Origin of the sequence: Streptomyces akebiae (genome assembly GCF_019599145.1) — a bacterium.
GTDB lineage: Bacteria > Actinomycetota > Actinomycetes > Streptomycetales > Streptomycetaceae > Streptomyces > Streptomyces akebiae.
This window is the reverse complement of the sequence record NZ_CP080648.1, coordinates 15,438-40,168: the sequence shown is the minus strand read 5'-3', so window position 1 is coordinate 40,168 and position 24,731 is coordinate 15,438. Positions and strand designations below refer to the sequence as shown.

Annotated in this window: 24 protein-coding genes and 8 pseudogenes; 12 read left to right on the top strand and 20 right to left on the bottom strand. The window is 68.0% G+C overall.

Annotation, left to right across the window (positions count from 1 at the left end; translation table 11 throughout):
• The first annotated feature begins 2 nt into the window (after nucleotides 1–2).
• The 3 genes and pseudogenes from K1J60_RS44695 to K1J60_RS44685 all read left to right on the top strand — a co-directional run bounded on the left by K1J60_RS44695 (nucleotide 3) and on the right by K1J60_RS44685 (nucleotide 1,991).
• Nucleotides 3–680, top strand: a pseudogene (locus tag K1J60_RS44695) (IS5 family transposase).
• 54 nt (nucleotides 681–734) lie between these two features.
• Nucleotides 735–1,235, top strand: a complete 501-nt coding sequence (locus K1J60_RS44690; RefSeq protein WP_220652029.1) for a hypothetical protein — start codon at nucleotides 735–737, stop codon at nucleotides 1,233–1,235.
• A gap of 279 nt (nucleotides 1,236–1,514) precedes the next feature.
• Nucleotides 1,515–1,991 carry a GNAT family N-acetyltransferase gene (locus K1J60_RS44685; RefSeq protein ID WP_220652028.1) on the top strand — a complete coding sequence of 159 codons (477 nt, stop codon included), beginning with the start codon at nucleotides 1,515–1,517 and terminating at the stop codon, nucleotides 1,989–1,991.
• Nucleotides 1,992–2,000: 9 nt separating this feature from the next.
• Here K1J60_RS44685 and K1J60_RS44680 read toward each other — a convergent pair whose 3' ends face one another.
• The 4 genes and pseudogenes from K1J60_RS44680 to K1J60_RS44665 all read right to left on the bottom strand — a co-directional run bounded on the left by K1J60_RS44680 (nucleotide 2,001) and on the right by K1J60_RS44665 (nucleotide 5,266).
• A complete protein-coding gene (locus tag K1J60_RS44680) occupies nucleotides 2,001–2,216 on the bottom strand; it encodes a hypothetical protein (protein WP_220652027.1) in 216 nt (71 codons plus the stop codon).
• Between the two features lie 194 nt (nucleotides 2,217–2,410).
• A pseudogene (locus K1J60_RS44675) lies at nucleotides 2,411–3,404 on the bottom strand (SpoIIE family protein phosphatase); the annotation flags it as partial.
• A gap of 38 nt (nucleotides 3,405–3,442) precedes the next feature.
• On the bottom strand, nucleotides 3,443–4,141 hold the full coding sequence (locus K1J60_RS44670; RefSeq protein WP_259408398.1) for a Clp protease N-terminal domain-containing protein: 699 nt from the start codon (nucleotides 4,139–4,141) through the stop codon (nucleotides 3,443–3,445).
• A 158-nt stretch (nucleotides 4,142–4,299) separates the two neighbouring features.
• Nucleotides 4,300–5,266, bottom strand: a pseudogene (locus K1J60_RS44665) (IS481 family transposase).
• A 119-nt stretch (nucleotides 5,267–5,385) separates the two neighbouring features.
• On the opposite strand from K1J60_RS44665, the gene K1J60_RS44660 reads away from it, so the two are divergent.
• Nucleotides 5,386–6,039, top strand: coding sequence for a class I SAM-dependent methyltransferase (locus K1J60_RS44660; protein WP_220652026.1), 654 nt, complete (start codon nucleotides 5,386–5,388; stop codon nucleotides 6,037–6,039).
• A 159-nt stretch (nucleotides 6,040–6,198) separates the two neighbouring features.
• Here K1J60_RS44660 and K1J60_RS44655 read toward each other — a convergent pair whose 3' ends face one another.
• The 3 genes from K1J60_RS44655 to K1J60_RS46660 form a co-directional block, all read right to left on the bottom strand.
• A complete protein-coding gene (locus K1J60_RS44655; protein WP_220652025.1) occupies nucleotides 6,199–7,341 on the bottom strand; it encodes a ParB/RepB/Spo0J family partition protein in 1,143 nt (380 codons plus the stop codon).
• Entirely contained in the window at nucleotides 7,338–8,600 is a 1,263-nt protein-coding gene (locus K1J60_RS44650; RefSeq protein WP_220652024.1) for a ParA family protein, read from the bottom strand. The genes K1J60_RS44655 and K1J60_RS44650 overlap by 4 nt, the downstream gene beginning before the upstream one ends.
• 302 nt (nucleotides 8,601–8,902) lie before the next feature.
• On the bottom strand, nucleotides 8,903–9,349 hold the full coding sequence (locus K1J60_RS46660; protein ID WP_259408397.1) for a hypothetical protein: 447 nt from the start codon (nucleotides 9,347–9,349) through the stop codon (nucleotides 8,903–8,905).
• Between the two features lie 133 nt (nucleotides 9,350–9,482).
• On the opposite strand from K1J60_RS46660, the gene K1J60_RS46655 reads away from it, so the two are divergent.
• Nucleotides 9,483–9,761, top strand: coding sequence for a hypothetical protein (locus tag K1J60_RS46655; protein WP_259408396.1), 279 nt, complete (start codon nucleotides 9,483–9,485; stop codon nucleotides 9,759–9,761).
• Between the two features lie 79 nt (nucleotides 9,762–9,840).
• On the opposite strand, the pseudogene K1J60_RS47370 reads toward K1J60_RS46655, so the two are convergent.
• From K1J60_RS47370 to K1J60_RS44625, 4 genes and pseudogenes are all read right to left on the bottom strand, one after another.
• A pseudogene (locus tag K1J60_RS47370) lies at nucleotides 9,841–9,966 on the bottom strand (RapZ C-terminal domain-containing protein); the annotation flags it as partial.
• A gap of 670 nt (nucleotides 9,967–10,636) precedes the next feature.
• Complete coding sequence (locus K1J60_RS44635) at nucleotides 10,637–10,825, bottom strand: hypothetical protein (protein ID WP_220652022.1); 189 nt, start codon at nucleotides 10,823–10,825, stop codon at nucleotides 10,637–10,639.
• A 418-nt stretch (nucleotides 10,826–11,243) separates the two neighbouring features.
• A complete protein-coding gene (locus K1J60_RS44630; RefSeq protein ID WP_220652021.1) occupies nucleotides 11,244–11,900 on the bottom strand; it encodes a hypothetical protein in 657 nt (218 codons plus the stop codon).
• Between the two features lie 370 nt (nucleotides 11,901–12,270).
• Nucleotides 12,271–12,570 (bottom strand): annotated as a pseudogene (locus K1J60_RS44625) (transposase); the annotation flags it as partial.
• A 95-nt stretch (nucleotides 12,571–12,665) separates the two neighbouring features.
• Between K1J60_RS44625 and K1J60_RS44620 the strand changes: the two are divergent.
• Both K1J60_RS44620 and K1J60_RS44615 read left to right on the top strand, forming a co-directional pair.
• Nucleotides 12,666–13,376 (top strand): ThuA domain-containing protein, encoded by a 711-nt coding sequence (locus tag K1J60_RS44620; protein ID WP_220652020.1) that lies wholly within the window; start codon nucleotides 12,666–12,668, stop codon nucleotides 13,374–13,376.
• Nucleotides 13,346–14,461, top strand: a complete 1,116-nt coding sequence (locus K1J60_RS44615) for a Gfo/Idh/MocA family protein (protein ID WP_220652019.1) — start codon at nucleotides 13,346–13,348, stop codon at nucleotides 14,459–14,461. Before K1J60_RS44620 ends, K1J60_RS44615 begins: the two co-directional genes overlap by 31 nt.
• A 137-nt stretch (nucleotides 14,462–14,598) precedes the next feature.
• Here K1J60_RS44615 and K1J60_RS44610 read toward each other — a convergent pair whose 3' ends face one another.
• Entirely contained in the window at nucleotides 14,599–14,715 is a 117-nt protein-coding gene (locus tag K1J60_RS44610; protein WP_220652018.1) for an MOSC N-terminal beta barrel domain-containing protein, read from the bottom strand.
• A 456-nt stretch (nucleotides 14,716–15,171) separates the two neighbouring features.
• Nucleotides 15,172–15,375 (bottom strand): hypothetical protein, encoded by a 204-nt coding sequence (locus K1J60_RS46650; protein WP_259408395.1) that lies wholly within the window; start codon nucleotides 15,373–15,375, stop codon nucleotides 15,172–15,174.
• A 113-nt stretch (nucleotides 15,376–15,488) separates the two neighbouring features.
• On the opposite strand from K1J60_RS46650, the pseudogene K1J60_RS44600 reads away from it, so the two are divergent.
• A pseudogene (locus tag K1J60_RS44600) lies at nucleotides 15,489–15,641 on the top strand (12-oxophytodienoate reductase); the annotation flags it as partial.
• Between the two features lie 12 nt (nucleotides 15,642–15,653).
• On the opposite strand, the gene K1J60_RS44595 reads toward K1J60_RS44600, so the two are convergent.
• The 4 genes and pseudogenes from K1J60_RS44595 to K1J60_RS46645 all read right to left on the bottom strand — a co-directional run.
• Nucleotides 15,654–15,998 (bottom strand): PIN domain-containing protein, encoded by a 345-nt coding sequence (locus tag K1J60_RS44595; protein WP_220652017.1) that lies wholly within the window; start codon nucleotides 15,996–15,998, stop codon nucleotides 15,654–15,656.
• A 62-nt stretch (nucleotides 15,999–16,060) separates the two neighbouring features.
• Complete coding sequence (locus K1J60_RS44590; protein WP_220652016.1) at nucleotides 16,061–16,327, bottom strand: hypothetical protein; 267 nt, start codon at nucleotides 16,325–16,327, stop codon at nucleotides 16,061–16,063.
• 24 nt (nucleotides 16,328–16,351) lie between these two features.
• On the bottom strand, nucleotides 16,352–17,719 hold the full coding sequence (locus tag K1J60_RS44585) for a S8 family peptidase (RefSeq protein WP_220652015.1): 1,368 nt from the start codon (nucleotides 17,717–17,719) through the stop codon (nucleotides 16,352–16,354).
• Nucleotides 17,720–18,646: 927 nt separating this feature from the next.
• Nucleotides 18,647–19,159, bottom strand: a pseudogene (locus K1J60_RS46645) (transposase); the annotation flags it as partial.
• A gap of 96 nt (nucleotides 19,160–19,255) precedes the next feature.
• Between K1J60_RS46645 and K1J60_RS44580 the strand changes: the two are divergent.
• Entirely contained in the window at nucleotides 19,256–19,642 is a 387-nt protein-coding gene (locus K1J60_RS44580; protein ID WP_259408394.1) for a hypothetical protein, read from the top strand.
• A gap of 21 nt (nucleotides 19,643–19,663) precedes the next feature.
• Here K1J60_RS44580 and istB read toward each other — a convergent pair whose 3' ends face one another.
• Nucleotides 19,664–20,434 (bottom strand): IS21-like element helper ATPase IstB, encoded by a 771-nt coding sequence (gene istB, locus K1J60_RS44575; protein ID WP_220652014.1) that lies wholly within the window; start codon nucleotides 20,432–20,434, stop codon nucleotides 19,664–19,666.
• Nucleotides 20,431–21,006: a Mu transposase domain-containing protein gene (locus K1J60_RS44570; protein ID WP_317619762.1), complete on the bottom strand. Its 576-nt coding sequence runs from the start codon at nucleotides 21,004–21,006 to the stop codon at nucleotides 20,431–20,433. The genes istB and K1J60_RS44570 overlap by 4 nt, the downstream gene beginning before the upstream one ends.
• A gap of 42 nt (nucleotides 21,007–21,048) precedes the next feature.
• On the opposite strand from K1J60_RS44570, the pseudogene K1J60_RS44565 reads away from it, so the two are divergent.
• The 3 genes and pseudogenes from K1J60_RS44565 to K1J60_RS44555 all read left to right on the top strand — a co-directional run.
• Nucleotides 21,049–21,264: pseudogene (locus K1J60_RS44565) on the top strand (YciI family protein); the annotation flags it as partial.
• 73 nt (nucleotides 21,265–21,337) lie between these two features.
• Nucleotides 21,338–22,477: a GDSL-type esterase/lipase family protein gene (locus K1J60_RS44560; RefSeq protein WP_220652081.1), complete on the top strand. Its 1,140-nt coding sequence runs from the start codon at nucleotides 21,338–21,340 to the stop codon at nucleotides 22,475–22,477.
• A 602-nt stretch (nucleotides 22,478–23,079) separates the two neighbouring features.
• Nucleotides 23,080–23,901 (top strand): IS5 family transposase, encoded by an 822-nt coding sequence (locus K1J60_RS44555; RefSeq protein WP_220652013.1) that lies wholly within the window; start codon nucleotides 23,080–23,082, stop codon nucleotides 23,899–23,901.
• On the opposite strand, the gene K1J60_RS44550 is transcribed toward K1J60_RS44555, so the two are convergent.
• A complete protein-coding gene (locus tag K1J60_RS44550; RefSeq protein ID WP_220649035.1) occupies nucleotides 23,831–24,379 on the bottom strand; it encodes a hypothetical protein in 549 nt (182 codons plus the stop codon). The two genes, K1J60_RS44555 and K1J60_RS44550, sit on opposite strands and share 71 nt — an antisense overlap.
• Nucleotides 24,380–24,731: the final 352 nt, after the last annotated feature.

The window sequence follows — 24,731 nt, the reverse complement described above, 5'->3', positions numbered from 1 at the left end:
AAGTGGCTCGGCCGAAGCCGTGGCATGTCGAGAACGAACTGTGGGCGGCGATTGAACCGCTGCTGCCCAAAGTCGAACGTCGCACTCGTCATCCCGGGCGAAAGCGTCATCGGGACCGACTGGTGTTCCAGGGCATCCTGTTCGTCCTGCATACCGGGATCGCTTGGAAACACCTGCCGCAGGAACTCGGCTTGGGTTCGGGCATGACGTGCTGGCGTCGCCTGGCCGAGTGGACCGAGGCCGGCGTGTGGCGCCGGCTCCACGTAGCGCTCTTGGCCAAGCTCCGCAACGCAGACGCCCTGGACTTCTCCCGGGCGGCGGTCGACGGCTCCCACATCCGGGCGCTAAAAGGGGCCCCAAGACGGGACGAAGTCCTGTTGACCGGGGCAGAAGCGGCAGCAAGCACCACCTGATCACCGACCATCCGCGCGCTCGGCACGAAGCCACTGATCGCGCGACGAGGCACCGAACACGGCTCCGGACTCGGAACCCAGCGCCGGGTTGTGGAGCGCGCCTTCGCTCATCTGCACTGGTTCCGCCGCCTGCGGATCCGCTGGGAGATCCGCGACGACATCCACGAAGCCTTCCTCACTCCGGGATGCGCACTCATCTGCTGGCGACGCCTGTCACAGCTCTCCATCGTGCACCTGCCGGAAGGCCGCCGAACGACTGCTCGGTAATGTCCGAGGCCGAGCCCGCCGTAGCCCTGAGGGCAGCCACGAGGAGGAGCAGTTATGCCGTTCGGTGACTTCGATGCATGGCGGCAAGAGCTGCTTGCCACGGGCGACCTTGTCCAGGACGGCGACACCTCCGTCTCCGACGACGAGGCCGGACGCCGCTACGACCGATACATTGCGCTTGCGGACATGGCCGACGGCACCGAGGGTCCCCACACTGTTTGCGCCCTGATCGCTTCGCTCCGTGCGGAGGAGGACTACGGCGCCCACCAAGCCGTTTACGGCGCCTTGCAGCGCTTCCCCAGCCGGGATCTTGTCAGCGGCACGGTCCTGGCAGCCGCCGATCTCCTGAGCATCCCGCGTGACCACAGTGGCCAGGTTCTCCAGCTTTTGACCCTGCTGGCCAGCGCCGACGACCTGCGGACGTTCACAGCCGCCTGCGATCACCTGGAACCTGAGCTGCGGGCAGGACTGCGTGGCCTCATCGTCGACCATGAGGCCGATGAGTGGCTCGCCGATGAACGCTCTCTCGGACGACTCCGGCTTGCGCAGGATTGACTTCTCGCACTGGCACACAGCGCCTGTCGACTTGTTGCAGAGAAGCTCGAAGTCCATCGCCCCATGCTTCCGACAGCACCTCACTACGAGGAGCCGACCTCAAAGCGTCATTCCGCTAAAAGTTCTAAGAACCGCCGCCCAGCCACCCGGCACGAGGTGGGACGTGTCCTCACCACCGGCGAGGCATACAGCCGCCCCGCACACCACAAGAAGGGAACCAAGCCCCGCCGAACCCAATGGGCGAGCACCAACCGCCCATACGCTGCCACGATGCATCCCATGGACGTCGAGAACCTCAGCGGGCTTCAAGTGGACCGCGCGGATCCATCGGACTGGGCCGCGTTAGCCAAGATCGATTCCGTCGCGGCAGCAGGCGACCACACACGCCGGGACAACATCCGGCACTGGTGCGAACAGGGCGCGGTCCTCATGGCCCGAGACTCATCCGAACCCTTGGGTTACAGCGTGCTGGAGTACACCTTCTTCGAGCAGGGCTTCGTCACCATGCTGATGGTCGCCCCCAGCGCCCGCCGACGAGGTGTGGGCGCACGTCTCCTCACGGCCGTCGAGACCGTATGCACCACCACCAAGCTGTTCACCTCAACCAACGTCTCCAACCACCCCATGCAGCAACTACTACAACGCGCCAGCTGGCTCCCGGTCGGTCTGCTCCATGGTCTGGATGAGGGAGATCCCGAACTCTTCTACCTCTGCCCGAGCACTCGACTCCGCGACGCCACAGGCACCGGAGGTTAAACAACAAGCTCAGGGGCTGCCCGACTGGGTAACACTCTGCGCGAGTTGGCCAACGACATCGAAGACGGTCTGACCGAACGCAGTCGGGGCGATCAGCACGCCGAAGACCAACACGATCACGACGGTCAGCTTCTCGTCGTTCCGGCTCCGGGCCTCCGTACGCCGCCGCAGCCGCACGACGATGATGACCGCCAGCAGAACAGCAACATTGATCGACAGAACCACCGGCCAGCCCTCCCCGTCACCGCGAAACTTCCCAGCCCACAGGTAGCTCGAACCACTCCACGCGGTGGGTTGATTACTGATCGTTGGCGGCAAAACGCTTCTGCCCGGCTGGAATCCTGGGCTTGACCGGCCCGCACAGCCTCCGCCGCCCTTATAGGTGTGGGCCACAAGCATGCTGCGTCGCCGCCACCCATTCAGCTTTCGCGTTCGCCGGAGACCGGTAGCGCCACTTCGAAGCAGACGATCTTTCCGCTGGAGAGCCGTGTCGCCCCCCATCGTTTGGCCAGGCGATTGACGATGAACAGTCCGCGTCCGTCCTCGTCCAATTCGTCGGCTCTCCGGATCCGTGGCAGTTGCGGTACGTCGTCAAAGACCTCGCATCTCAGTACCTCCGTACGCAGCAAGCGCAAGGTCACCGGTCGAGTCGCATACCGCACCGCGTTGGTCACGACCTCACTGATCAGCAGCTCAAACGCATCCGTCATCTCCTCCAGATCCCAGCCGAGCAGCGCACTTCGGGCCAGGTGCCGGGCTCGGCTCGGCGCCTGCTCCTCCGGCTCCAAGTACCAGTACACGACATCGCCGGGTGCGATCCCATCGAAGCGGGCCGCGAGCATCGCGATGTCATCGTCCCGCTCCCCCGGGGTGAGCAGATCGAGTGCCTCGTCACACAACATTTCCAGCGTCAGCGGTTGGTCCGGCCCGATCAGGTGCGCGGTCGCGGCGAGCCTCTCCCGCAGCTGGCTCTATGCCTGTCCACACGTCCCGCAGCCGGGACTCGACAAGCCCGTCCGTGTACAGCAGCAGCGTCGCCCCCGCCGGCGCGTCCAACACCACTGCCTCGAAGTCCACCCAACCGACACCTATAGGCGCGCCGGGCGGCACGCGCAGTACCTCGGCCCCCCCGCCGGGGTGTAGCAGTACGGGCGGTGGGTGACCGGCGCTCGCGATGGTGATCTGATGAGCCACAGGGTCATACACGGCGAACAGGCAGGTCGCCAGGCGGTCCGGCCCGAGCCGCTGCGCCTGCTCATCCAGGTGGTGCAGCACCTCCTGCGGAGGCAGGTCCAGACCCGCGAGGGTCTGCGCGGTGGTGCGCAGCTGTCCCATGATCGCGGCGGAGGTCATCGAGTGCCCCATGACGTCGCCCACGACGAGGGCGACGCGGGCGCCCGGCAACGGAATGGCCAGTCTGTCTGGTGGGGGTCGCCTGGGGCCGTATGGGCTCAGGCGCCAGTTGGTGTGGCGTCGATGGTCGCCGAGTCGAAGCCCGCTTCGACCAGGACGTCGGCGGCGACTCCGCGGCCCACCTGGGCGAGACCAACGAGCAGGTCGTCGCAGTCGATACGGTCGGATCCGTTCCGCTCGGCTCTGGCCTCAGCGATCGCGATCGCCTTACGGGAGTAGGGCGTCCAGGCGATCCGTTCGGCTGCCTGGGAGGCCCCCATGCTCAGCCGGGTGGCGACTGACCGGCGGACGGTTTCCGGCGGTACGTTCGCGGTCTGCAGGAGCCGGGTGGCGCTGTTGTCCTCCACGGTCAGTCCCCAAAGCAGGTGCTCGGTGCCGATGTAGTTGTTGCGGTGGTGCACCGCTGCCTGCTTGACGTGGACCATCGCCTGGCGGAGATCGTCGGTCATTGTCTCGGGGCTGTAGCGCTTGTGGGGTGCGTGGAAGCGCTGCTGGACCGCCTGTCGGGTCACGCCCAGGGCGGCGCCGATGTCGGTCCATGAGGAGCCGTGCATCCGACAGTGCTCGACGTAGTCCTCGACCAGGTCGTCCGCCAGTGCCTGAATCTGGCCTGCGAGTTGGGCGGCGACGGTCAGCAGAGCCAGCCAATCGGGCTGTTCCTGACCGCCGGGGCGGTGCGCGGTGTCGCATCGCCGGTCGACTTCCGCAATGAGATCGTCCAGATCCGGAAGAGTCATGGAGGCAAGTACGCCTTGACAATTTGGAATTGTCAAGGCGTACTTGCCTCCATGGGCAGGGCGGTTCGCATCAGCTCAGTGACGGTCACTGACTCGCCATGGTGCGAAGCGCGTTCTCCGGGACATGCCTGTCAGCTCTCTGGCCTAGGTGTACTTGGTCATGACGTTGGTGACAGTCGGCTGATCGGGGGCCGGCCGCCGAGCGCGGTGTGTCGGCGGCCGGTGTTGTAGAAGTCGAGCCAGGGTGCGAGTGCTCGGGTGCGTTGGACGTTGCTGGTGAAGACCTTTCGGTAGGCCCATTCGGTCTGCAGGGTGCGGTTGAACCGTTCGACCCTTCCGTTGGTCCACGGGCAGTGTGGGCGGGTGAACTTCTGCCGTGCGCCGAGCGCTTGGCAAGCGGCCTGGAAGTCGTGCGAGATCCGATAGTTCTTGGCGTTGTCGGTCATGACCCGCTCGATGCGGGTGATGCCGTGGGCGTGGAAGAACTGGGCCGCGCGGGTGAGGAAGCCCGCGCAGGTCGCGCCCTTCTCGTCGGGAAGGATCTCGGCGTAGGCGAGGCGCGAGGTGTCGTCGACGGCCGCGTGGACGTAGCCGTATCCCAGCCCCCGGAGCGATCCGGGCCGTTCACCGCGGCCGTGAGCGCGATGGCCGCCGCCGGCGGGGATCTTGCCGAGCTTCTTGACGTCCACGTGGATCATGTCGCCGGGCTGGGCGTGTTCGTAGCGTTGGCCGCTGGCTCTGGTCCGGATGACCTGACCGGTCAGCGGGGCGCAGGCGGCCAGTGGTGGCATCTGGTGGCGGCGGAGGATCCGGCTGACCGTCCGGGCGGCGACGCCGGTGTGCTCGGCCAGGGCGTCCGGTCCGCGTCGCAGTGTGCGGCGGGCCTTGAGCACGCGGCGCTCGACGGCTGCGGGCGTGCGGGTGGGACGGCGGTGCGGGCTGCTGCTGCGGTCCTGCAAGCCCGGACCAGCCCTCGGCGCGGTAGCGGTTCACCCAGCGGTGAGCGCACTGGCGGGATACGCCGAGTTCCTTCGCGACGTGAGCGACCGGACGCCCGTCCAGTACGACACGGCGCACCAGCAGGCATCTGCCGTGAAAGGTCAGCCGGGCATTAGCGTGAGCCACCAGGACCTCCGAGGTGAGTGAAGACGGCTGTCTCCACTACGCCCGGAGGTCCCCCCTGATCAACTACCGACGGCCATGTGCCACCAACGTGACGGCCGAGTACACCTAGGGTCGCCCGCATGGTTGAGCCTTCTTTTCTGACCGCCGTGCGCGAGTCGTACGACACGATCGCAGCTGATTACGTCGAACGCGTTCCACCTCCCGCCGAGATGGACCCGCTGTCACGCGCAATGCTGGCGGGGTTTGCCGAGCTCGTGCAGTCGGCTGGTCTGCGGCCGGTCGCGGACATGGGGTGTGGCCCCGGCCGTGTGACGGTGCACCTGGCCGGACTGGGGGTGCCCGCCTTCGGCGTCGATCTGTCACCGAAGATGATTGGGCTGGCTCGTCAGGCCTATCCGAACCTGCGGTTCACCGAGGGTTCGATGAACGCCATGGAGATGAGGGAGGACGAGCTCGGCGGCATCCTGGCCTGGTACTCCACTCACCACACACCCCCGCGGTGGCTGCCAGCGGTGTTCGCCGAGTTCCACCGCACGCTCGCGCCCGGCGGCTACCTGCTCTGGGGAGACTATGTCGGCGATGCACGGCTGCAGCCGACGCAGGCTTATGGCCGTCCCGTCTCCTACGAGTCGTACCTCCTGCCACTGGACCACATGGTCGGCCTGCTGGCGCAGGCCGGACTCGTGGTCACCGCGAGGCTGGAGCAAGAGCCCGGCGGACGGGTGAACAGGCCGCACGCCTGCCTGCTGGCTCGCAAGCCTGATAGAACCTGACAGGGCTTGTTCCCGCGGCGAGGCCGCCCGTGCCAGATCGCCGAGGTCACGGGCGCGGCGCTCATACCGCAGGGTTGAGAGGGGCGACCGCCCCAGCGGGGCCCTACTCACTACTCACTAACGAGGTGGCAGGCCCGGGAAGGGCCTGCCACCAGCTACTCAACCGGCGGTGGGGGTCTTGCTGTCCCTGTGCTTGATGAGAAGGTCGAGCATCATGTCGAACTCGTTCGGCGGCATCTTGTGGATCAGGTACAGGGCTGCCGACTGGCCGTCGTCATACGGGAATCGCTTCAGCTGTCTCCCAGCCGTCTGATCAGTTCCGGAGGGCGCCTCATTGTGAGGACGCGGTTCCGGGAGGGACTGCCGGCTCGCCTGCTCCTGGTTGCTCTGCGCGTCCTGCCCAGTCGCGGGCTCCTCACGGCGAGCTCCCCTACTGCCTGACTCCTCGGCAGAAGGTTCGGTCTGGACTCCGGCGGACGAGCCGTTCGCGACGGGCTCGTCTATTACGCCGTAATAGCCCTCGGTCGTCTTGGTGTCGTGCGCGTCAGGCTTCGCGGCTGGCTCTCGCTTCTTGGAGCGGTCTCGCTTGGCCTCCTCCTTGCGGGCCCGTTGCTGCTTCAGCTCTGCGAGTGCGGCTTCCTGCTCCGTGGCCGGCTTGTTGCCTACGGCGCGCAGCAGGTCGATGGGCTCTGTGCCGATGCGTGTCTGGAGTTCAGGGGTGAGGTTGAGGAGGGCCAGGCGTTGTGAGACCCAGCCCTGGGAGCGGTGGAGCCGCTTGGCGAGGGCGGTCTGGCTGCCGTGGATGGCGAGGAGGCGCTGAAGGGCTCGGGCTTCGTCGAGTTCTTCGAGGTCTTGGCGGTGGATGTTGGCGACGAGGGCGGATTCGAGGATTTCCTCGGAGGTGGTGCCCTGGTCGTCGCTGACCATGATCTTGATGGCCGTGAGTTGTGCTTCGCGGGCAGCCGCGAGGCGGCTGCTGCCGTCGATGACGACGTGGGTGGTGTCGGGTTCGAGGTCGGCTTCGCGTTCGGGGTTGGCCTTGATGTAGGTGTCGCGGTTCATGACCGTGATCGCCTGCTTTTGGCCGTGTGTCTTCAGGCTGCCTGCGAGGTCGGTGAGATCGCCGAGAGTGGAGCGGGGGTTGTCGGGGTTGAGGCTGATGCGGTGCGGGGGGAGTTCGGTGGGGGCGGCGGCTCCGTCGGTGGGAACTCCGGTGGCGGCGGCGACTGCCTGCCGGCGGGCGCTGATGGGTCGTACTCCCCCGCCGAATCGGCCGGCGCCGAGCTGGTCGGCCTTGCTCATGCGATCTCCCTGGCCAGTGCGCGCATGCCGATCGCCTGCTGTGACTTGGGGGCGTATGACAGCAGGGGTTGCTTCATCCGGACTGCTTCCTTCTGTTCCTTGAGGTCGCCGATGAGGCCGACGACCCGTGGATCCTTTATGTCGACCCACCCCTGCAGTGAGGAGGTGGCGATGAACCCGCGGCGGGAGTCGTAGAGGTTGACGACGATGCCGAGGTAGTCGATGTCGACCTGCAGGTCGCCGCGCAGGTCGTCGATCTGGGTGGTGAGCAGTTCGTAGGCGTCGGCGGAGCTGTCCTCTGCTTGCACGACGATCAGGGCGCCGGACTGTCCTGGCCTTTCGCCGTCGCGGCGGCGGCCGTAGTAGGCGGCGGCGTCCATGCTGAGGCCGAGGCTGGGTGGGCAGTCCACGAGGATGACGTCGTAGTCGGCTTCGAGCGGGGCGAGTGCGCGTTCCAGGGCGGCTTCGCGGGCCCGGACAGCGGACAGGCGCACGTCGAGGAGGAAGGCGTCGTTGCAGGCGGGCAGTAGGTGGAGGCGGCCGCCGAAGGGGGTGTCGCCGATGGAGACGATGAGGTCCCGGAGGTCGCCCTTGGGGTCTCCGGCCATGTGGTTGGTGAGGCTGTCGCCGTTCATCGGCAGCGGTGTGGCGCCGAGTTGGTTGGTGAGGTGGCACTGAGGGTCGAAGTCGACGAGTAGGACGCGCAGGCCGAGGCCTGGCAGGTTCTCGATGTCGAGTGGGTCGTTCGTGGGTGCGTCATCGGGGTGGGCGTCGCTGGCGCGCAGGGCCTTGGCGAGTGCCTTGGCGACGCGTACGGCGTGCAGGGCGTTGGGGTCTTCGGCGAGCGCCTCGCCGAGGCCGGCGGTGATCGCTGTCTTGCCGACGCCACCCTTCTGGTTGCACACGATGATGCGGCGGGTGACCTCGGGGCGTGCGACGTCGGGTGCGGGGTTGGCGTCGAGCCACAGCTGGACGGACTGGGCCAGGCCTTGGATGAGGGAGATACCGCGGTCTGTGACGACTTGGCGGAACTCCTCCCACTGGCCGGGTGGGAGGAAGGTGGAGAAGGAGTCGGCGCCCGCGGTGTCGACGGTTGCCGTCGCGGAGGCGAGGCTGCACCAGTCGCGGATGCCCTGTTCGACGGCGGCCTGAATCTCGATGCCGTGTTGGGCAGCTCTGATCTTGAGGTTCTGCCGGAGCCATCCCGGCAGTTTGGAGACGACCTTCTCGCGGTCGCTGGAGGTGGCTGGCGAACTCATGCAGGTCACCTTACTAACGTCGATGATCCTTTGCTGCACCGACACGTTAGTTTCCATCATCTGGTAGGGCGTCAGAGCTATTACGCCGTAATAGGCCAGCGGCTGTCGGTGCCACATGGTGGTGCTGGCTGCCGTGTAAGTGCTGGAGGCCTGGGGCGGGGCCACATCCGAGCGAGTGCACCATGTGATGCCACAGCCAGGACACGGTCGCCCGAAAAGGCATGAACGCAGGCAGGCCCGTGTCCTCCGCCCGTTTCACGGGGGAACACGGGTCTGGTGTGGTTCGCAGCCGTGTTGATGAGTCAGGGCGCCCTGGTCGCGAGCGCCGCCGTGTCATCGAGGCTGGGGATGCCAGCGGCTCCCCCACGGGGCGGAATGTCGCATGGCTGCCATCGGAACAGCAACCGGGCGGCACGCGCTGGCCCTGGACACGTACTACGCGGGGCCTCGATGCTGTCGGCCAAGAGCGCGGTTACGTCGCACTCGTACGGATCGCGGTAGGAGGCGTGGTCGCTGACGTGGAAGGGCGAGACCTTCGCGGTCACGGCGAATCCGGGGAGAACCGTGGCCGCCCGGCCGTCCTCCAGTTCGGTGTTGAGGCGGTCGGCGTCGCGGGAGGCAAGCTGGATCTGGGTGTAAGGGCCGAGGCAGAGCAGCGTGTAGCCGGTGTTGTCGCTGCGGCGGGCTTCGACGTGGACGCCGTAGTGGGCGGGGGCCATCCCGACGTCGTCGGGGAGCGGCAGGTTCACTGCGGCGTGGGTGAGGATCGCGTAGGCCAGGCCAGAGGCCGAGGATCGCTGCCGTCTCGCAGCGGAGCCAGCCCTTGCGGGTGTAGCCGAGCTTGTGGCCGTGGAGACAGGCCCCGGCGTGCGGGGTGTCGGGATGGATGAGGGAGATGGCGATCAGGTCGGGGCCGTGGTCGTCGCCGGGGCGGGGCTGGGCGCGGCCGATGAACGTGCCGACCCGGACGGCGACGTCCCGGTCGCAGCCCGGCGTCCAGGGCTGCAGATTCTTGCGGGCGTCGAGCAGTGCTCGGAAGGCGTCGAAGGCGGCCTGGTGCTCGGGGGAGAGGGCGCCGGGGGCGTTGCCGCAGCGGCGGAAGAGGCGGCGCTTCATCGGGTGGGCTCCACTCCTGCTCGGGGTTGGTGGTGGGGGTGGTGAGAACGTGTGACAGGTGGCGATGAAGGTGCTCGGCGTCGACCCTGCGGCCGCAGTCGCGCAGTGCGTGAGCAAGGAGTTCGGTGAGGCCGCATGCGCGGTGCTTGCCGCCGGCGCACCCGATGGCGATGTGGCGGGGGCCAGCGGGGAGGTCGGCGTAGTCGGCGAGATTGGCGATGAGTTCGACGGCGCCGGGGGTGCGGACGACATCCTGGACGCGGGGGTCGAGGCCGTCGACATCGAGGACTTCGCGGCCGGTTCGCGGAGCCGGTCGCGGACGTCCTCTATGCGGTCGGCTTGCGGCGGGACGGGGCGGCCTTCGGTGACGTGGGGCGAGCGGAGGTAGCCGAGCGAGGTCAGCTTGATGACGAGCTTGGGCATGTGGAGGTTCGTTTCAACGGGCCGGATTGGGGCGCCGGGGCGGCCGGACGGGAAGCCGACGGCCGCCCCGGGCGTCAGGCGGTGACGGGGGTGCTGGTGTCGGCGGCCGAGGTCTGGACGGCGCTGGCTTCGCGTTCGGTGTGACACGCTGGAAATGGTCGATACCGGTGCGGTTGGTCAGGGCCGTGGTGATCAGATCTCGCTGGTACTCAATGCCGACGAAGGCACCCGCGTGGCAGTGGTGCTGGTGCTGGGCTTCGATGAGGCGAGGCAGCCTTCCCGGGACTCGTCGTATCTCGCGATCTGCAACCCCAGCCACTACAGGCCCGGCCGACGGGGGAGTCGAGGCTCCGTGTGAACAGGTCGTCCTGCCAGGTGGGTGGCGGTTCACTGAGATAGTCGGCAAGGCAGCCGCGTCGGCTGGTAGTACTCGAACCGTGACGCCCGGAGCCTGCGCGCTCGGTGTTCGGGCGAACCCCAGGGAAAGCTCATGGGCCTCACGGGCGTAGGCGTTCCGTCTCGCGGTGCTCCATCCAGTGGCGGGTGTCGGTGCCGGCTTCTGTGGCCACGTCCAGGAGCTGGGTGGCGTGGAGGAACTCGGCGCCGAGGCTCAGCCTTCCGACGGTCATGGACTCGTGGACGAGGCCGTTCGCGTCGAGGATGCGCAGGCGGCCGCCGGGCCTCAAGCCTCAGGCCAGTTGCCTACCGCGGAGGAGGCTGAGGCAGGGAGCCGTCCAGCCCGGCTTGTGCTTCGACTTTGGAGATGACACCGCGAGGGGCTCCGGAGAGATGTCGGGGCCTGAGCGGAGGACGAGCGTTTGAACAGATCGTCACCTGCCTGATGAGGTACCTGTACGCGAGGGAATCCGCGTCGACGGCGTAGTTGGCCGGTCACCCAGCCGGCCGAAGTGAACGACAATGGCGGTGATGTCAGCAGCTATGTGGGATCAGGTCGGGGTAGGCCGGTGGGCCAGGCGGCTGGCCAACACGACGAGGGCCTATGCCCGGCAGCCGCACGGTGGCACCATGGTTGACGGTGCGTCCCCGGTAGGCCGCCCCTGCGTCAGGCCAGTTACTTCGGGCCGAAAGCCGAGGTCACGGCTGTCAGGGGAACAAATCCACTGCTGCTGCGTACGCGAGGCGGGCACCAGCGTTGGTCGTGGCGGGCTTTTCTGTGCGCTTCTCCACACGCTTCAGCTCTCGGACGGCAGCCCCCAGGTAGATGCTGAGGGCAACTTTCTGCGTGGGGGTCTCGCAGTGGGGGAGTACCTCTGCGATTTCGTCCAGCCAGTAGGTGACCTCATCGTCGTCGCTCAGGCCTGCACGGTGGTCGAGGAGGCGTTGGGCTACGGGGGCGAGCAGGCTATGTCGACGGGTGGCTTCATGCTGCGTCTGACGTTCGGCAGCAGCACGGGCAGCAAGCTTCCGCTCAGCTTCGGCGACAGCTTCCGGAGTTCGTCGCACCGGTAGCTCGCCGAGAGAGGCGTCGGTGAGAGAAGCGGCTTTCAGTCGCGATGCCTTGTTGTATGCCGCGCTGGAGGTGTTGACCGCGAGAGCGGGCGCCAGCTCCCTCCATTGGACGTCGGCCGCCCGAGCGTCAGCGATGGCCCGCGACTGATGTAGGTCAACCTGTTCCCGGAGGTACTCCCATAGCCGCACGCGTTCGATCGCCGCGGCCTTCCGGGCCGTGGTGTCCTTGAGGGCACCTGTATGCGACTCGAGATAGAGCAAAGCCCGAAACAGTTCGTCATCGTCCGGCATCCGCTCAACGTCTTTGTCCTCGGCATCTTCGTGCAGTTGGCGCAGTCGGCCGACCAGTGCCGCAGCATCGAGGTGACCGATCCGATTCGGTGTTCTGACCAGCGGTTTCGTTGGGTTGGGGGTTCTTCGGGTGGGACGTGGCATGGGGATCATCCTGTCCCGCCGGTGGGCGATTCACATAATGTGAATCGATCCGTTCGCCAGCGCGGGCCCGGCCGCCGCCGACATGTGCTCTCCGCGCGAGCGGAGGTGATCCGCACCTGCTGCGCAGCTCGGGACGGTCGAGGAGTTCTCTCCGCGGGAGCGAAGGCCGCACCTGGGGCCGCCGGGGCCACACCCGTGGTCGTGTCCCTTCTTGTGGTGTAGCCGATCATTCGGCGGTCGTGTTGGTGGTGTTGGGTAGCGCGGGGGCGCTTTCGGGGCGCTCGGAGGGGTAGAGCTGGTCCATGCTTCCCTCGGGCAGGTAGCGGCGGGGGAAGGCGATCCATTCGTCGTGCAGTTCGAAGAGCACGGTGGTGACCAGCCGCAGGAGCGCGTATTCGTCGGGGAAGACCTGGACGACGTCGGTGCTGCGCTTGACCTCGCGGTTGATTCGCTCCAGCGGGTTGGTGGACTGCATCTTCTTCCAATGTCGCTCCGGGAAGGCGGCGAAGGCGGTCAGGTCGTCCCTGTTGGACGGTCGGCGCCCGAGCCTCGTCAGCGAAATTTTCCTGAGGCCCGGCCCTCTTGCGTGAGCGCGGGCGCCCGGCGCATGGTGAGATCACGATGACGCTGAAGAAAGCCCTGGTGGTCCGCGGCGGTTGGGAAGGGCACCAGCCGGTCGAGGCGACAGAACTGTTCCTGCCCTTCCTGCGGAGCAACGGATACGCCGTCCGGGTTGAGGAGTCGACCGACGTCTACGCCGACACCGCCGAGATGGCTGGCACCGACCTGATCGTGCAGTGCGTCACGATGTCGGAGATCACGGGCGAGCAGCTCGCGGGGCTGACCTCCGCGGTCGTGGCCGGCACCGGGTTCACCGGCTGGCACGGCGGCATCGCCGACTCGTTCCGCGCCTCCTCCGACTATCTCCACCTGGTGGGTGGGCAGTTCGCCACGCACCCGGGCAGAAAACCGTGCGAGCGCCGGGGCGGGCCGGAGGACAACTTCCTGCCGCATACCATCGCCGTCACCGAAGCCGGCCGCGAGCACCCCGTCACCGCGGGCATCGAGGACTTCGAGCTGCACACCGAGCAGTACTGGGTGCTCCACGACGATCTCATCGATGTCCTGGCCACCACCACGCATCCCACCCGGCCGTGGGAGCCCTGGCACCGGCCGGTGACCTCACCGGCGGTCTGGACCCGTCGATGGGGGGCCGGGCGGATCGTGGTGACGACGCCGGGGCACAGCCTCGACGTGCTGGAGAACCCCGACGTCCGCACCATCATCGAGAGGGGCATGCTGTGGGCGACGCGCACCGCGTCGGCGTCGTAGGGCTCGGCGTCATCTCCCGCGCGTACCTTGACACGCTGACCGGTCATCCCGCCGTGCGCGTGACCGCGGTCGCCGACCTTGACCCCTCCCGGTCGGCAGCGGTCGCCGCCGGACTGCCCGGCGTCCGGGCGCTGACCGTCGAGGAGCTGCTGAGCAGCCCGAACGTGGACACGGTGCTGAACCTCACCACCCCCGGGGCGCACGCCGAAATCGCCCTCGGGGCCATCGGTCACGGCAAGAACGTCTACGGGGAGAAGCCGCTCGCCGCCACGCTCGCCGACGCCCACACCGTCATGGCGGCCGCCGCGCGGGCGGGAGTCGGAGTGGGGTGCGCGCCGGACACCGTGCTGGGCACCGGAGTGCAGACGGCGCGGGCGGCCCTGGCCGCCGGGAGCATCGGACTCCCGCTGTTCGCCTCGGCCGTGATGGTCACCCCGGGCCACGAACTCTGGCACCCGCACCCCGACTTCTACTACACCGAGGGCGGCGGCCCCCTGCTGGACATGGGGCCGTACTACCTCGCCTCCCTTGTCCATCTGCTGGGCCCGGTGCGGGCCGTCACGGGGGCGTCCAGCCGGCTGCGCGCCGAGCGGGTCATCGGTTCCGGCCCGCGCACGGGAGAGCGGATACCGGTGAAGGTGGACAGTCATGTCTCCGGTGTGCTGGAGCACGTGGCCGGAACGCTGACGACGATCACGACGAGCTTCGACGGGGTGGCCACCACGGCCTCCCCGATCGAGGTCCACGGCGAGGTGGGAACCCTCGCCGTCCCCGATCCGAACCGCTTCGACGGCGACGTTCGGCTCTTCGGACTCGGCGACACGCAGTGGCGCACGCTCCCTCCGTCCGCGGGCTACGTCGACGGCGCACGGGGAGTGGGGCTGCTCGACTTCATCGCCGCCGACGGGCAGCGGACACCGCGCGCGAGCGGCGAACTCGCCCTGCACGTACTGGAGACGATGACCGCGCTGCTGCGTTCGTCGGCCGAGGGACGGCGCATCGAGCTGACGACGTCGGTGCAGCCGCCCGCCTCCGTACCGCTGACGGCCGCCGAGGACTGGGGTGTCAGGTCAGAGGCCACTTGATGCGCATGATTCGGAAGGTGCCGTTCCTGAGCAGAAGGAGCACTTCCGGGAGCTGGTCGACCACCTCGACGGCATCCAGGGGCCGTCGACGGCTGGGGCGGTGCGCTGCCGGTCGACCCTGGCCACCCGGAGCGCCGTCAGACGGCGGACACCCGGTCTTCGCACAGCCCGCGTTCGGTGACCGCCACGCTTGTCAGAGCCTCGCCGAGCATGGACTTCACCGGGTACCGGCGTAACGCCGTCACAATTCCCATGGATCAATCATGGGCGCTGTGGGCGTGGTGAGGCCCGCCGGAGCGCGGGCAGCCGCAGACCTCGCGTGGAGAGCCGGGAGGCGCGGCGGTTCCTGCCGTCGGCGACGGCAGGAACCGGCAGAGGGGACACCTCACCCGGAGGTGGCTCGGTACCCGCCCTCACACCATGCACCCAAATCAGCCACAGCAACAGAACGCGGCTGGAAAGCGCCAACACCCGTGTCCGGGACGGCCGGAGCGGGCCCCGGCGGCCGGCTCCTGGCAGCGACAGCCCGCGGCGCGATGTGCCGTCGTGCCGCCGGCCAGTCGCGTGCCCCGGGAGCCCGGCGAGCATGGCGGGCGACGATGTCTTTGCGACGCCGCCCCTCGCCAGACCACAACACGATCCGTGCAGGCAGCGCCACATCGGCCGGAACATCCCGTGACCCCGTCAACTCTCGCAGTGCCGGCCTCTGTTCAGAAGAGAGATCCATGCTGAACTCGAGGAGCCAACCAGCGGTGTTCGTGCTGGCGGCGGGCGAGCGTGCTGAGGAGTTCGACCAGAGCGTCGGCGGCCGTGCCCAGGCCCGTCTCGGTGCCGGTGTCGGTGTCGGGCGGGGCCAGGGGTTCCCAGATGAAGTCGCTGATGTACGTCCAGGCGGCGGTGGTGAGCCAGCCCAAGTAGAGGCGGTGGTCTCGGGCCAGGCGCAGGCCTTGGCGCAGGCAGGCGATCAGCAGCAGCCGGTCCGGGCTGGTTCTGGTACTGCTCGCCCAGGGTGGCGAGGGTCGGCAACATCGGCAACCTCCTCGACCGGCTGGAGCGCGACGAGTTCGGTCTCGTCGCCGTCGGCCAGGCACTACTCCAGGACCCGCGGTGGGCGGCGAAGGTGCTGGCGGGCCGCTTCGACGAGCTGAAGCCGTACGACGCGGCTGCGGTGCGGAGCTGAGCTGAGCGACCCTCACAGCCGTTCCCTCAGGGCCGGGGCGTGGACGCGGATGTGTTCCTGGATCAGCCGGTGCGGGAAGCGGAAGCCGCTGCCGCTGCGGCGCATCAGGATGCGACGCTCGGCGTCGCCCAGGAAGTGGCCGTAGCGGTAGGGGACGGCGCGGTCCCGGGCCAGGACGAAGCGAACCGTCCAGTAGTACACGCAGGCGGCGCCGCCGAGCCGGGCCTCGATCTCGGCCACGGTGATCACGCTCAGGAAGCGGTTGGGGCGGGCGGTTGACCGGGACCAGGCCAGGACGCGCGGATCGGGCTTCGCCCGGGTCGTAGGCTCGGCAACGACCGTCGGCGTTGGCGTCATGTTCGCGAGCCCTGATCTCCGACCCGCCGTTGCGGCGGATCGGCCCCCGGCGCCGTTGGGGTTCAGTCTTCGTCGGGGCGGGCCTGGGGCGGGCCGAAGGGTTCGATCTTCGGGTTCGCGTATGGCCCCTGGGCACCGGGCATACCGTGGACGCGCTCGGCGACGGCCTCGGTGACGAGCAGGGCGTAGGTGCCGTTGTGCAGGTCGACGAGTCCGTAGTCGGTGTCGACCGCCTCGCGGCCGATGCCGAGCTTCCGCAGGGCGTCCTCGAGCGTGGCTCCCGACGGGAGCGTTACCGTGACGAGGCTGGTTGGCTTGTCGGGAGCCATCGGTCTCTCCTCCGATGTGAAGGGCTACCTGCGGGTGCCGTGCCCGTTCTTGCTGCGGCGGCGCAGTGCATCCATGATCGACGGTACGTTGATGATGCCGAACCCGTAGTCGAAGTCGAAGCCCGCGGCGCCGCGGTCGTCGGCCGTCCGCTGGAGCAGGGTGCGAAGCTCGGCCGGCTTGAGGACGTTGGTCGACCACTGCGTGCGGATGGCGGCGACCACGCCCGCGGCCACCGGGCAGGCAGCCGAGGTCCCGGAGTCCGGTGCGTCGGCCCCGAAGGCGTGCGAGCCCTCGAAGTGGGTGTACGCGCAGATGTCGGGCTTGTTGGCATCGAGCCGGCCGGGACCCTGCGAGGAGTAGCCGACCCGGTGGCCCCGGGTGTCGACACCGCCAATGGACAGCGCACGCGGGTGCGAGTTGGCGCCGACGATGGGCCGGTCGGGGAACTCGCAGCGGTTGTCAGGGCAGTCCAGGCCGCAGTTGCCCGCCGCGAACAGGACGTCGGCGCCCGCACTCTCGAGCGCGGTCACCATCAGGTTGAAGGGGTGGCCGGGGTTGTCCGAGTAGTTCCCAGGGTGGCTGGGCGCGAAGTCCCACCGAGGCGAGAAGGAACCCCAGCTGTTGCTGACGACCAGGGCCCGCTTGTCGTCGGGCATCGTCTCCAGCACGCTCCACAGGTGGGCGTAGGCCGCCACGGCGTCCGAGAGCAGCCCGCTCATGACCGTCGGGCCCTGCGCCTGCGAAAGCAGGACCGGCACGTCGATCAGCGTCGCCTTCGGTGCGGCGAGCAGGGCGTCGAAGGCGCACATGGTGCCGTGGTCGACCGGGAACTGGCCCGGCCTGCCGGGCACTCCGGGCGGGTTCCAGCTCCGTGCCGCGTCGACCGTCACGGGGTGGCCCAGTTCGTTGATCAGGTGCTGGGTGTTGATGCCGGTGTCGGTGATCGCCACCGCGACGCCGTTGCCGTCCAGGTCGTCCGCGCCGAGCTCGGCGAAGAAGTTCTTCACGTCCTGCGAGGTCCCGACCGGTCCGTCCCCGGGGCACGTGGGCGACGTCTGGATGACTGGGTCGGCGGAGATGCCGACGATCTCCGGGCGGCTGAGGGCCAGCATGGAGAGCCGGCTGGCGGCGTCGTAGTCGTGGATCTCCCCACGGACCATGACGGTGGCGTCTTCCGGCCGCATGGAGAACCGGAGCGACTGGGTCAGGGACAGCGGGTCCCCGCCACCCGTGGACGGCAACGGCCGGGGCAGCGCCACCGGTGTGAACGACTGGTCCATCTCGACGCCGGGCATCGACCCGGCGACATCCTGAGTGGTCGCGGTGAGCTGCGGGTTGGCGACGGCCTCGACGACGTCGCGTTCGGGCTTCATCTGGATGAGGACACGCATGGTTCTCCTCGATGTGGGGCGGAATCCAGCGCGGAGAGTGCGGCTGGGTGGGGAGCGCCGTCGAGAGGCGATGGGTGGCCTCTCCTGCTATCTGCCCCCGACCGGCGGATCGGCCGAGGCCGAGCATGCGGGGGCGGGGCGGATGCGGATCAGGCGCCGTTGTCCATACTCACCGCGCATGTGCGACACCGCATGTCGATGCCCCTCGAATGGCCTACAGGCGACCCGTCCCTCCACCTTTCAACTGCTGACCGGCAAGGCGCTTTCGGCGTAGGGGCGTTGATGTCGCAAAAAAAGTGCCGAGACCTGCGGAGGCCCGATCGTCCGGATTGCCATCGAGGAGGGTCGCCCCGACGTAGCCGCCCAGGCGGAGGAAGCCCGCGCCCTCAGCTGAAGTCTGGCCAGACGCCTACGGTCGCTAGTGCCGTGACCGCATTGGTTCGGAGGGGTCTTGGGTCTGGCGTTGTCAGGGGCCGGGGTGGACGCTCGCAGGATGGGACGGCGTGTTGATCCACGGGAGACAGTGCGGCGTGAGGGTAGCGATCTGTTCGCGTTCTTGATCTCGGATGGGGGTTTCGTGGGGCCCGAGGTGCTTGAGTCCGGCTTGGTTTACCAGCACCGTTCGGGGCTCCAGATCGCGATCTCTTACCTGGGACCGCGTGAACCGGAGGTGACCACAAGGATTCGTGTGTCGAGGGACGGCGGCGCCACGCGCTCAGCGTCACTTGACTGCCTCTGGGTGGCCTTCGAGTGCGGGACGCTTCATGATGTGCCCACGTCAGCTGTCAACGGCAAGACAGCGGCGAAGCGGTTGCGGCAGCAGGCGGAGGCTCTGCGTCGGCTGCTGCCGACGCTGTTGACCTCGGAGGTTGATGATGCGGTTCGTCGCTGTCAAGGGCGGTTGCTGCCCGAGGAATGAGGTGCGGTTCAGGCTGCCTGAGTGATGGGGCGGCCTCCCCATCGGATGCCTCTCTCACTGCGGACGCGGGCGCGTTCGCGGCGTTGGGCGGCGAGTACGTCGGGGTGGCGGGCGTTGGCGTTGCGCCAGCGCAGGTAGCGGTGCAGCGCGTGGGTCTGTGCAGGGTGACTGCGGTGGTGGGAGTTGGCGAGGGTGAACTGCCGCAGTGGGCCGAAGTGGGTCTCTATCGGGTTGGCCCAGGGCGTAGGTCGGGGTGAAGCACAGCTCGACCTTGTTCTTCTTGGCCCAGCGGCGGATGTCCTCGCCGGTGTGGGCGGAGAGGTTTCCAAGATGATGTAGAGCGGGGCGCCGTCAGGGCGGGCGGCGCGAATCGACTTCAGAGCGGCCAGGCTGTTGGCCGTGCCTTTGCGGCGGTGGTTGACGCCCCACAGGGTGTCGTCGCCGACGGAGCAGCAGCCGTGGAAGTAGGTGACGCCGTGGGTGCGGTGGTAGGTCGCCGGCAGGCGGTTGGGCTTGTGTCGGCGTACTCGCGAAAGTGCTCAAGTAAGTACGGATAAACGTGCTCAGCCGGATGTTCGCCTGTGGGCTTGTCAGAAGTAGCGTGCGACGATCGTGGGGTGGAGCGTCCTGATCCTTCGTTCCGTCGGCGCGTGCTGATGGAAGCGTTGACCGTGTTGGCGGCTGATGCCCAGACCCAGGTGACCTGGCTGGTCAGGCATGCGGTGATGACGGATGAGATCGCCCTGGACTTCGATCACTCCTTCCGTATGGCCGAAACCCTGGTGGCCGAGGGACAACTTGCCCGCGGAGTCATGGCTGACCTGCAGGAGATCGATGTGATCCTCAGCGGGATGAGCGGTGGCGAGAACACTGATCGGTGGACACGGGGTGCACTGTCCACCGATGAGGGATGGGCTCTGGCCCGGCGGCTGGCCCGCCAGGTTCTCGTCGCGGAACTGGGTGATTGGCAGCAGCCGCTGCCGGAGATTTCGGTTATCCGGTGACGGCTCCGTTGTTCTCGCTGGTCAGGCCACCTGGATGTCCCGCTCGATGGCGGCGAGCCGGTTCTTGAGCCGGTAGCTGGGGCCGTTGATCGAGATCACGTCGCAGTGGTGGAGAAGCCGGTCGAGGATCGCGGTGGCCAGCACTTCGTCGCCGAAACCCTGGCCCCATTCACTGAAGGTCTTGTGCGAGGTCAGGATGATCGAGCCCTTTTCGTAGCGCTTGGAGATCACCTGAAAGACGAGGTTCGCTTCCGCTCGTTCCAGGGGCTGGTAGCCGACCTCGTCCACCACCAGGACACTCGGGCGAAGGTAGGTGCCGAGCTTGCTGGTCAGACGGCCCGCGGCTTCGGCGGCTGTGAGGTTGCGGACCATGTCGTCGAGGCTGGTGAAGTAGATCGAGTAGCCGGCCCGGCAGGCAGCGACGGCGAGGGCAACGGCGATGTGGGTCTTGCCGACTCCAGGCGGGCCGAGCAGGGCGGCGTTCGCCTTGGTCTCGACGAACGACAAGGTGGCCAGGTCCTTCACCTTGCGAGGGTCGAGGTCGGGCTGGAAGGAAAAGTCGTAGTCCTCAAGTGTCTTGTGATGCGGGAGATTCGACAGTCGCAGGACCTGACGGAAGCGGCGGTCGTCGCGGACGGCCAGTTCCTCGGACAGCACCAGGTCGAGGAAGTCGAGATAGCCCATCTTGGCCTCGTCAGCCCGCTGAGCGTACTGGTTCAGGGCCTCGGCCAGGTGGGGCAGGCCGAGCTTGCCGGCCGTGGTGCGGATGCGGGTGGAGACCAGCTCGCTCAAGACGATTCCTTCTTCATGGGGGCGGTGGTGAACGGGCGGGTGCCGGTCAGCTCGTCATAGACCGACAGCGGACGGCGGCCGACCTTGATGCTGGCGGCTGCGGCCCGGGTCAGCAGGGCCTGCAGCGGCCCGGCTTCCTCGCCCAGAGGCGCCTCATGACGAGGCGAGGGCACGAGGTCGCCGGTGGTGACACGCCGGTTCCTGCCGTCGGGCAGACCGTCCCAGTGCTCTTGGTCGACGACCCGAACGCCTTTGCCGACCGCTCGCGGGTGAGCGGCCAGCAACGTCGAGCCGTCGGCATCGGCGATGGTGGAGTGCAGCATGACCTGGGACTTCGTGGCCCGGACCTCGATCAGCTGGCGGGAGCGAACCTTGTGGGCCGGCACCGAATAGAGGTTTCCGGCGAAGGCGACGAGGCAGTCCTTGCCGACCGGCCGCAGATGCCTCTGGGCGACCACATAGGGCGTCTGGGGCAGTGGCCGCAAGGCCATGTGGTCCCGCACGGCCCGCAGGCCGATGACCTCGCCGTGGGTGCGGTGGGTCCGGGCCCGCCGCAAGGGAACCCAGGCCATGAACGCAGAGTCCATCTTCTCGATGGAGGCAAAGGCCCGGCCGGCCTCGGCGTGGTCCCGGCCGCCGATCTTGCCCTGCCGCTCGAGGGGGACGAGCTGGTCGCGTACGGGCCGCTGCTGTCCGACGACGGCGACACCTGGCTGGGTACGGCGGTGCTGCTCAGGGCACCGGATCCGCAGACGGCACGAGCCGTCCTGACCGCGGACCTGTACGCGGACATCGAGGTCCACGACTGGGAGTTCGGCGGGCGTCGATGAGCCGCGACAGCACCAGGTCGATGTCATCTCCGGACCACATCGACCTGGGACAGGAGCGGTGACGGTGGCGACGCTGCGGGAGGTTCCGCTGGTGGGCGGGCCGGTGGAGTTACGGGGTGCGCTGGACCTGGAGACCACACAGGCAGGGGTGATGCCGCGCCGGTTGCCCGCCTGGACCAAGGCGCAGTATCAGGACCCGTCGGTCTACGGGGTGACCGTGATGCCTTCGGGGGTGCGGCTGGTGTTCCGCACCGATGCACACACATTGGAGTTCGAGGTACTCACCTCCACCGGCCAGCTCGACTCCGATCCCCACCCTCGCCCGACCGGGATGCTGGAGTTGGTGGTCGACGGCGCCTTGGCCGGGCGTCAGCAGGCGCCGGTGGGCAACGTGCTGCGGATGGCGGGCCCCGGGGCCGTACAGCGACTCATCCCGGGCGAACCAGGGACCGTACGGTTCGCCGGGCTTCCGGCCGGCATGAAGGACGTCGAGTTGTGGCTGCCACAGCAGACCCCGACGGAACTGGTGGCACTGCGCGCTGACGGCGACGTACTGGCACCGCTGCCGGACGGGCGGCGCCGCTGGGTGCATCACGGCAGTTCCATCAGCCACTGCATCCAGGCCGACGGCCCGACCGGGACCTGGCCGGTGGTGGCAGCTTCGCTCGGAGGGGTGGAGGTGATCAACCTCAGCCAGGCGGGCAACGCGCTGCTGGATCCCTATGTCGCCCGGACGATCCGCGATACGCCCGCCGACCTGATCAGTCTCAAGGTAGGCATCAACATCGTGAGCCTGTCCGCCTTCCGGCTGCGGACGTTCGGCCCGGCGGTCCACGGGTTCCTCGACACGATCCGGGACGGGCACCCGGACACCCCGCTGCTGTTGATTTCTCCGGTGAGCTGTCCGGCCCTGGAGGAAGCCCCCGGCCCGACCGCGACCGGCCCGGACGGGAGGCTCGCTGCCCTGGGCGACCCGGCCGATGTGGCTGGCGGGGCATTGTCGCTGGCGGTGGTCCGTGCCGAGCTGGCCCGGATCGCTGCGACACGACAGGCGTCCGATCCCCACCTGCATTATCTCGACGGACGCGAACTGCTCGGCCCGAACGAGGCAGATGACCTGGCCGACGGCCTTCACCCCACCGCCTCCGCATACCGCCGAATGGGCAAGCGCTTTGCAGCCCACGCCTTCGCGACCGACGGTCCCTTCCGCTGAGTGAGCTGGGCTCCACACCCTGCACCCCAGGTGTGGAGCTTCCGCGCTCCGGGCAGGGCAGGTTCCCCGCCCGGCTGAGGTAACCCCGAGAGCCATGAGCCAGTAGGCGGGCGGGAGAGGGAAACCAAGCGCCCGCCGCCCCCCAACGCCATCCGTACGTACTTGGCACGCACAATGAACGCTCCACGATACGGTCGGCACACACACTGCAGCAGGTCCGAGCTAGCGGCGGGGGCGGCCGGTCCTGCTCACGGTCATGTCCAGCGCATGCCGATGGCAGAGAGCTGTTCTGTCCGGGAGCGGTGTTTCTGATCAGGAGCTGGTGGTCTTAGAAGCCGTATTCCTATCGATCATGGGGGCGGTTCTGATCGAACGGGATCCCTGGCCGGGTGATCTTGGCCGGGTGGGGGCATGAAAGCAGGACCTCCGGTGCAGCACGAGGGTTGCGAAGCCAACTCGAGTGCAGGGAGGCCCTGTTGTTCCAGTCTTGCGTGATGTACCCGGTCGCGTCCAACTCCCGCGTGTCGTCGTGTGATTGTCTCGCGCACAGGTTCGGGAACGCGGCCGACCGGCCGGAGCGGGTGCGGCGGTATCCGTCGGACATGACGGACGTGCAGTGGGCCGTGGTGCGCGAGGCGATGCCGGTTCCGGCCTGGCTGGAGGGCCGGGGCGGTCAGCCGGAGGGCTATTGCCACCGCGTGATGCTGGATGCTGTCTTCTACGTCACCGACAACGGGATCAAGTGGCGCTCCATGCCGGTGGATTTTCCCGCCTGGGACCGCGTGTACGCGTTCTTCCGCAGATGGTGCGCGAACGGCCTGGTCAAGGAGCTGCACGACCGGCTGCGTGGCAAGGTCCGCGTCGCCGAGGGCCGCAAGGTGGAGCCGACCGCGGCCATCATCGACTCGCAGTCCGTCAAGGGCGCCGCCTCGGTGCCCGCCGTCTCACGCGGTTACGACGGCGGGAAGAAGATCAACGGGAGGCGCCGGCACGTCATCACGGACAGTCTCGGCCTGCTGCTGATGGTGCTGGTGACAGCCGGGAACATCACCGACCGGCAGGCCGCCCGCGGCATGCTGCCCTTGCTGCGGACCCGGTTCCCGAAGGTCGGCCTGGTGTGGGCCGACGGCGGCTACGCGGGCCGCGTGGTCACCTGGACGAAGGAGAAACTGCAGCTCACCGTGCAGATCGTCAAACGCAGCGACGACATGACCGGGTTCGTGGTACTTCCGAGACGGTGGGTAGTAGAGCGCACGCTGGGGTGGCTGATGCATTCGCGTCGTCTGGTGCGGGACTTCGAGACGCTGCCCGCGTCCAGCGAGGCGTTCATCTACTTCTCGCAGGTCATGCTCCTCAGCCGCCGCCTCGCCCGCCCGGCTCGTCACCCGGACCGGGAACGGCCAGGGTGGGCTGCCGCGGCGTGAACCGTCCCGAGGGCAACACGGTCAGCCAGCCCCGCCCGGCCAGACGCCTCGCCCGAGAGCGCACTCCCTCGATCTTCGCCGGCACCAGCGGCAGTTCCAGCCTGCCCGCGAGTTCCTTCGCCGAGATCCCTTCACCGTCGCCCGGCATGGATTCCACCAGCTCCACGATCCGCCGGTAGTCCGCAGAGAGCGCCTCCACCGTCACTCCCCGGTGCCACCGCGGCACGATCGAACCCGCGACCGGAACCTTGTCCTTCGCCACCGCCTCCTCGCGCGGGCCGGGAACGGGCACCTCGGCTGGTCCGTCCGGAGCGGCCAGGGCCTCGGCCAGCTCCGCCAGCGCAATCACCCGGCGTTCCAACACCACCTGCGCATCGCCGAGTTCGGCAAGAACCCGCTCCGCCTCCGCCTGAAGCCCCTCCACCCGCACCCGGGCAGCCGCCTCCCGCTCCTCCAAAAGCCCCATCACCGACGTCACCGGTCACCTCCGCATCGCCGAGCACGAACTGAACGCCCGAACTCTCCCGCAACGACATCGAAACCATGCCTGAACAGCGGAAACTCAACGATCACACCCGGAAAGACAACGGCTTCTTACCTGGGCTTATCGGTTTGGTGTGCTGGTCTGGTCAGGCGGTGCGGGTACTTCGGCAGGGGCCCGGGTGTGGGTGGCGGTCTTGATGTGTGCGGTCTGATCTGCGGGTTTGTCAGATAGCGGACTGGGCGATCAGCTTGTGTCTCTTATGGTGACCGGAGATCAGGTTCAGTGATCGCTGGTATGGGGCGGCCTCTTCTACGGGTGGTGGGGGCGATGTTGCAAGTGGGCAGGC